The following is a 7,356-nucleotide window of genomic DNA, read 5'->3' on the forward strand; positions in this document are numbered from 1 at the left end:
GGCACTCCCTAATCGACCCATAGCTGCCGTTCGCGAAGGGTGAGTATCGGCCAGAAATATAGCCTGGGAATGTCTGTCGCACGGGGGTAGTGCAGAATACAAGCGGTTTCTGGGGCTTAGACTTTTAGCCGCTTAAGATCTCTTAGATACCATTGGTGAAATTTGCTAAATTCTGCCGTCTGCTTTTCAGCTGTGTTGTTATAGATCGCATCACTGGTAACCGCACAAGCAGTACATCCAGCCTCATAGACGAACCGAGTAGCTATAGGTGACTTCGTCGGTGAGCTATCCCAACGCTTGTTAAGCCACAAAGTTAGCCCTTCATCAAGAGGGGCAACCATATGAAGCTGCTGTTTTGTGCGAGTGATTCCGACATAAAACAACCGACGCTCTTCCTCAATTTCTTCCTCAGTCGGAGGGTTATGCATCGATGTATGCACGTTATAAACATCATCGGGCTTGCCGCCAGGAAACTCTTTCTCATTCAGACCGATCAGCACCACGTTATCCCACTCTAGACCTTTGGAACCATGCAATGTTGAAAGGATGAAGGGTTCGCGGTCAGCCGAAGTTTCCACTGAATTCAGGATAAGATTTAAAAACGTGCGGGAGTCGATTTTGCTCGATTCTAGTAGCGCTTCAATTCTCACAACTCCTCGTTTTAGATCGTTTGAATCAATACGTTTTACTCCCCCTGAACCGATACAATCTGTGAAACCTGCCATATTCAGACGTCTCAATACATCAATAGCAGGAGTTTTCTCTCCATCTTTCTGGCAGATTGTGGCGAGCCTTTCCAGTCGATCCTTTTGGTAGGATGAGCCTTCGAATAGTTTCCCCAGAACAGACCATAGATCGGCATAGGGAGCCATCAAAAAATTAAGTGCAGTTTTGAATTGCCCCTGCTGCCAATTGAAACCAGCCTCTTTTAAGAAGCCGTAGATCATAGCCCGTTTGTTGGGGTAGCTCTCGAGCTGTTGCAAATTGCCGTAAACACACAACAATACGCCTACCACCAACATACCGACTTCAGTACGGGTGTGTAATGAAGGTGAACCATTGAGATAACGATAAGGGAGTCCGCACAGGCGTAAAGCTAGTTCGGCTTCGGCAAGATTCGCCTTGGTCCGAGACAGGATGGCTTGTGTGCCACGGTTTACCGAAAGATTTGATAGCACTTCGGATAAGCAATTATCAAAGTGCAATCTCACCTCTGTTTTTGGGGCGCTGGGGTGACTGACACAGAGCCTAGTCAGCTTCGTAGAGTTTCGCCGAATTACCGAGTTGGCTATCAAGGAAAGCTCATGCCCAAATCGGAACGTGCATGAAAGCTGAAACACTTTTGTATTTTGGTAATGCTTCTCGAACAGACCACCGATGAAGTCTGGTCGAGCACCGCGCCACTCGTATATACACTGGTTGATATCACCAACAGCCATAACTGACGTATCTGATTTAGATAGCAAGCGAGTCATGTCATGCTGTATCAGGTTAACATCCTGATATTCATCCACAATGATGTGTTTGAAGTAGGCTCCAGAGCTGGTGTCATTACGCAACACTGAGACAGCCTCAATCAAACAGTCATCAAGGGTTCGCAGACTGTTTTCCTCTAGTAACTCGCAATAGCGGCTATAGGCGCGTATAAACTCCCGTTTTATGTTGCTGAAAGTAGGATCTGTAGCTGCATCAACTGGCGTTACAACCGCCGCCCGACAGCGAGCGATAAACAGTTCTAAGTTTTCAATTTCATTGGGGGGAATGTAACTCGCCTCATGGCCAAAACCATGGCAGTAAGCCTGCTTAACCAGTTGCTCATAGCGGTAGTCGTCCGGAGTAAGGAGGTCTTTCTTCCTGATTATCTGTTGACGCTCTCCGTAACCAACGATCTTCAAAGCCAAACCGTGGAATGTACGAACTTCTGGAATGACAGTCGACTTTAATGCCGTCTTCAACTTCTCGGTGAAGCTTAGCTGCGCAGACTTGTTGTACATAAGGATCAGAATGGAACGAGGGTCAGTCCCCGTCTTGACCAGCCGTTCAACGCGCTTTACGAGGGTGGTTGTTTTCCCGCTACCAGGTACGGCTTTAACCAGCGCATGTCCGATGTCATGGCTGACAATACTTTTTTGCTCCCAAGTTAGCTTTTTGGTCATGCATCAACCTTGTAACTGGCGCACTGACGCGCTTCAGTATAAGGAACCTGTTTTGATTTACTGCGACATTGCAGATAGCCGTCCTCCCATCGGCCAGCTTGTTGGCACATAATGCAGTTAGGAAATAGCGCATGAGGATCGGCATGACGGATAAAAGTTCGTAGGTTCTCCGCCAGCTCAGCCCCCCCGAGCGACTTAGGCCATGTGTTAACGTATGAGCTGGTTAATAAGTCAACTTCAGCGAGAGGCATTATTTGCTCGTTTAGTCGGCCGGAATCACTCAGGCTCCAGACAGACATCCCTACGTTACCAACTGAGCATGGACCGCTACAGCTATCCACTATTTGTGATGGCGGGCACCAATTGAATGCGTTTAGGCGCTTATCCTTGGTTGAATATGACCCGCTAAGCAGCATCTGGATGTCAGCGGCAGATTGAACCTTAAACTCAAGTATGGGGATGCCGGTATCAATCTTCTCTTGAGAACAGGGGTGCGTAACACAGATCTCTATATAACAGCGCCTTTTACCTGCTGTATCACGCAACATCACGTCTGGTTGCAGCCCGGTAGTCTTATCGCGTTTTTCCAGCTCTGCCACGTCGAAAAATTTAGTCATGTTGTAGCGTGCGGGCACTGATTCCAGGCACTGACTTGTTTTGTCTCTGACTAAGGCTAAACGAGCTCCATTGCAGGAAACCCTTCGCTCTAACTCTAAGCTAATTGGCACCGCACGGCTGAGAGCTTGTTGGTAGCGATAGAAGAATGCTTCTTTGCCACACTTGTGCAGGTAGGTTTCGAGGGCGCAGCATTCTTCCGAGTGACGAAAGTGCTTAGCGTTGATTTCTCCTAGCACCGGTGTGAGGGGGCTTTTGCAACCTGGGCAGGTGTAAGTGTGTGAGCGCAGGGCATCGCTAATGTGCGTGAGTGTGCCCTGGCCATTTAAGGCGTAAGCGTACTGTATTGAGCTAGATTGAGTTGTCATGACTGCGTACGTCCCAAGAAATCCGGCTAACGACAGACCTTACGGCAGGCAAGTGATAAATAGTGCTTCTTGAGGCTGCCGAGTGTACAGCGATCTAGTGAAAATACTATTCACTTGCTCTACAACCCAGTGATGTTAATCCCCCGAATTTTCTAGATACATCCGATAGGTAGCTAATGGCCGGTAGCTGCTCCTCAAGGTTCTGTAGTCGCTGAGGTGTAGCCCAGTGGTCACAGCAGGCAGTTATCGTCGGGGTGCAGCGATAAATAGGTAAGGGACTTAAACGACTACACCGTCTATTCGCTACACCTAACGACTACACTCAACCACCTGATTTTGCCCTCAAGCTGAAAGATTATTCCCTTTCAATAGATGATGCCATTTAGATGGCATTTGTTTGGATACTTGCGCGTACCTCGTCTAAATACACGCTTTCTCGCTTAACGGGGTATGTTCGCTGTGCTCCTTTGCATGGGTTGAAATATTGACGGGAACTGTATGCATGGCCATGCTGTATAAAAATACACACAACCATGTCGCTCGGATGTCGTCATGCAACCCAACCACATCACTCTTTTAGGCCCACTTTCGGCCACGGATTTAACCCTCCCGCTTTACGGGTATCGCGTTCCGGCAGGCTTTCCCAGTCCCGCCCAGGACCACATCGAGGAACGCATATCGCTGGACCATCTGCTTGAGATCCAGGCACCCCATACCTACCTGGTGCGTGCCCATGGCGACAGCATGATTGGGAGTGGTATCTACGACAGTGACCTGCTGGTCGTTGATCGATCCGCTGATGCGGTACAGGGTGACGTGATCATTGCCGCCATCAATGGCGAGCCTGTAGTCAAGCGACTTGGCAAGGTTGGCGAAACGCTGGCGCTTCTCTCCGATAACCCTCTCTACCAGCCCCGGCTGATCCTTGAAGGTGACGACCTTGAGGTGTGGGGCGTTGTGCGGTGCAGTCTGCGGACGCATCGCGGTCATGTCTGATGAGACTATCTTTGCGCTGATCGACTGTAATAGCTTCTATGCCTCATGCGAGCGGGTATTCCGGCCAGACCTCAAGCACACTCCGATTGTCGTCTTAAGCAATAACGACGGGTGCGTTATTGCGCGTTGCTCAATGGCAAAGAAGCTGGGCATCAAAATGGGAGCGCCCTACTTCCAGATCAGGGATGACCTTCAGCGTTTGGGTATACGGGCGTTCAGCTCCAACTATGCGCTTTACGGAGATCTGTCTGCACGAGTCATGACTTGCATAGAACAGCTGGTGCCCCGCTTGGAGGTCTACAGTATTGACGAGGCCTGGGCAGACCTCACCGGTATTCCAGGTTCGCCGGAAGCCATGGGCCGTGTGATCAAGGAGCAGGTCTTCAAATGCACCGGCATCCCGGTAGGGGTGGGCATTGCCACCACCAAGACACTGGCCAAGCTGGCCAACCACGCTGCCAAGCGCTGGTACAAGTCCACCGGTGGGGTACTGGATTTGAGAGATCCGGACAGGCGCAACCGGGCTCTGCAGCACATCGATGTCGGTGACGTCTGGGGCGTTGGGCGACGGCTTGAGGAAAAGCTCAAGCTGTTGGGCATCGAGAAGGCATGGGACCTCGCCCAGTATGACGCCTGGTCGATCCGTAAGATGTTTAGCGTCGTGTTGGAAAAGACAGTACGCGAGCTGCGCGGCATCTCCTGCATCGATCTTGAAGAAGTGGCACCACCCAAGCAGATGATCTGCACGTCCCGAATGTTTGGCCAGCGCCAGTACACCTTTTCCGCGCTGGCCGAGTCGGTGGCCAGCTACACGGCTCGGGCGGCAGAAAAGCTCAGGGCGCAGCAGTCGCTCTGCCAGGTCATGCGTGTAGGCATTCAGACGGGTATGCACGGCCCGCCGGAGGGGCGCTACTCCAATGGCGTCATCCTGAACCTGCCCTACCCCACCGATGACACCCGTGTACTGGTCCAGTACGCCCTGCACGGACTAAAACACATCTACCGAGAAGGCTATGGCTACGCCAAATCCGAGATCCTGCTCATGGACCTCAAGCAGCGTGGCGAATACTCCATGGATCTATTCCAGCCCGAGCAGTCAGCTGGGGCCGACCGCCTCATGAGTACCATGGACAGCATCAACCGCAAGTTCGGCAAAGGCATGCTCCGCCCTGCGCGTATCACGGCTCAACCCGGCTGGGCCATGCGGCGCGAGCTGATGAGCCAGAGCTACACCACCCGGCTGGATCAGCTTTGGACAGTGCGTAGTTGAGAGAGTCGCTTCGAGCGGAGAGTGAGAGAAGGTACGGTCAGCCTTCCTGCGGAACCGTCCAGAAGATCTGAACATTGCCATCATCGCGAAAAGCCAGATGCGATACTGCTGCGTTTCCAACGCCTCGATCTGGGCGTCTGCCCAGGCCCGGAAGCCCGCCTTGCTATTGTAGATATCTAGCTGTTGCGATCAACCAATCCAAGGCGACGTTGGATTTCAGACCTGTTCCCCTCAGCAAGTAGCATATCATGTGCAAACTGGACTGTTTGGGCCTTATAGCGTTTCCAAACTTGCTGCTGGTCCTGAGTCATCTCATTGATACCACATTCAATAAGATCAATAGCCTGTGCGAGTTCTTCAAAAGCGATAGCGCACCACGCAGTAGAGCCTTTACGAGGACTCCGAACATCTATAAGGGGCGCTTCTAGATTGTGTAGCTTATTTTCAACCATAGTATTTACCCTCTTCAATTCTTTTTCAGTTCTTTCGCGGTTCGGATATAACCGTCACGATCATATATTTCAAGCCCTTCAGGGGTAACTACATATACTGCCCCAAATTGGTCTCCAACCTTGATATACGCTTCATCGTCTTTTTCTTTTTCGAGACGATATCGGCCGCCCGAGCCATCACCATTACGCCGCTCGAGGAAATACTTCCCGTCGTCTTTTACAATTTTAAATTGTGCGTCTAGGTAATTTGGCGAGCCTAAATCATCAAGCCATTTACCGATGATCACTTCCGCCGCGACGGTTGGGGACATCCAAGTGCAAAAGAGGCTTAATAGAAGCGATCTGTGAAAAGTCCCAATCATAGCTTTTAACCCAATTTCTCAATGAGTGGATGCTTTTACAAGCCTAGCTCAGCTGCTTGGTAAGTACCCCAATTGATCATCGTCGCCATCAATGGCGCTCCTGCACTCGGCAGAGTCGGCGAAACGCCGGCGCTTCTTTCATATTAGCCCCGGCTGATCCTTGAAGGCGAAGGCCTTGAGGTCTGGGTGTTCAGAGGAGCGCTACTCCAATGGGATCATCTTGAACCTACCCTAGCCAACCGATGACACGCGTGTGCTTGTGAAATACGCCCTGCACGGCCTGAAACACATCTATAGAGAAGGCCAAGTCCGAGATTCTCTTGCTGGACCTCAAACAGCGTGGTGAGTACTCCATGGACCTGTTCCAGCCGGAGCAGTCGGCTAGCGCTGATAGGTTAATGAGCACTATGGACATGATAAATATTGACATCCTCCCCGCCCTAAAGGACGGGGATTCCCACTGATGGACGCTCATGCCCGAGCGCAAGAATGTTCATGGCCGCGTTGATATCGCGGTCGTGAGCGACACCGCACTCACAGCAAGTCCATTCTCTTATACGCAGCCCGTTTACGCCTTTTGGCCCTGTTAAGGAGCCACAAGCCGAACAGGCGCGGGTGGTGTACGCCTCGTTTACTTCCTTAAAAACAATGCCTGCGTGATCGCATTTATATTCTAGCATTGTTTTCAGCGTGGACCAGCCAACGTCATAGACGGACTTAGCCATTTTGGTTTTAACGAGTTTTGAAGGGCTTACATTGCCCACGATGATCGTGCCGTAGCTGTTCACCAGCTGGCGGCTAAACTTGTGTAGAGCATCCTTGCGCCGGTTGGCGATCCTGGCATGAATAGCACGTGTTCTGGCCTTGTTTCGGCTGCGCTGAGCGATGGCAAGCTTTGGCTCCAGATCACGATAGAACCTGCCATTTTCCAGCGTTCTGCCGTCACTGCATGTCGCCAGGTCTTTCAGGCCGAGGTCAATACCCACCGCGCCCTGGCCCATTGATACCGATTCCTCAACATCAACCACAACATTGAAGTACCAGCGCCCGCGCGCGTCTTCACTAAAGCTGCCTGAGCGGAATTTATGCCCTGCCAGGCCGTAGCTATCCCATACTTTGAAATAGTGGCCGTTATGA

The 7,356-nt window shown here is 51.2% G+C and carries 6 protein-coding genes; 2 read left to right on the plus strand and 4 right to left on the minus strand.

Annotated elements, in window-relative coordinates; genetic code table 11:
* Positions 1–116 precede the first annotated feature (116 nt).
* Positions 117–2,156 (minus strand): ATP-dependent helicase, encoded by a 2,040-nt coding sequence (locus PLU01S_RS24610; RefSeq protein ID WP_074828592.1) that lies wholly within the window; start codon positions 2,154–2,156, stop codon positions 117–119.
* Positions 2,153–3,139, minus strand: coding sequence for a competence protein CoiA family protein (locus PLU01S_RS24615; RefSeq protein ID WP_074828595.1), 987 nt, complete (start codon positions 3,137–3,139; stop codon positions 2,153–2,155). The genes PLU01S_RS24610 and PLU01S_RS24615 overlap by 4 nt, the downstream gene beginning before the upstream one ends.
* A 552-nt stretch (positions 3,140–3,691) precedes the next feature.
* On the opposite strand from PLU01S_RS24615, the gene PLU01S_RS24620 reads away from it, so the two are divergent.
* Positions 3,692–4,135: a LexA family protein gene (locus PLU01S_RS24620; RefSeq protein ID WP_074828598.1), complete on the plus strand. Its 444-nt coding sequence runs from the start codon at positions 3,692–3,694 to the stop codon at positions 4,133–4,135.
* Entirely contained in the window at positions 4,128–5,405 is a 1,278-nt protein-coding gene (locus tag PLU01S_RS24625) for a Y-family DNA polymerase (RefSeq protein ID WP_074828600.1), read from the plus strand. Before PLU01S_RS24620 ends, PLU01S_RS24625 begins: the two co-directional genes overlap by 8 nt.
* Positions 5,406–5,871: 466 nt before the next feature.
* On the opposite strand, the gene PLU01S_RS24635 is transcribed toward PLU01S_RS24625, so the two are convergent.
* Positions 5,872–6,168, minus strand: a complete 297-nt coding sequence (locus PLU01S_RS24635; RefSeq protein WP_233432222.1) for a hypothetical protein — start codon at positions 6,166–6,168, stop codon at positions 5,872–5,874.
* Positions 6,169–6,659: 491 nt separating this feature from the next.
* Positions 6,660–7,356: RNA-guided endonuclease InsQ/TnpB family protein (locus PLU01S_RS24645; RefSeq protein WP_084339950.1), on the minus strand; the 697-nt coding region annotated here is incomplete at its 5' end.

The sequence above is a fragment of the Pseudomonas luteola NBRC 103146 genome (assembly GCF_002091675.1).
GTDB lineage: Bacteria > Pseudomonadota > Gammaproteobacteria > Pseudomonadales > Pseudomonadaceae > Chryseomonas > Chryseomonas luteola.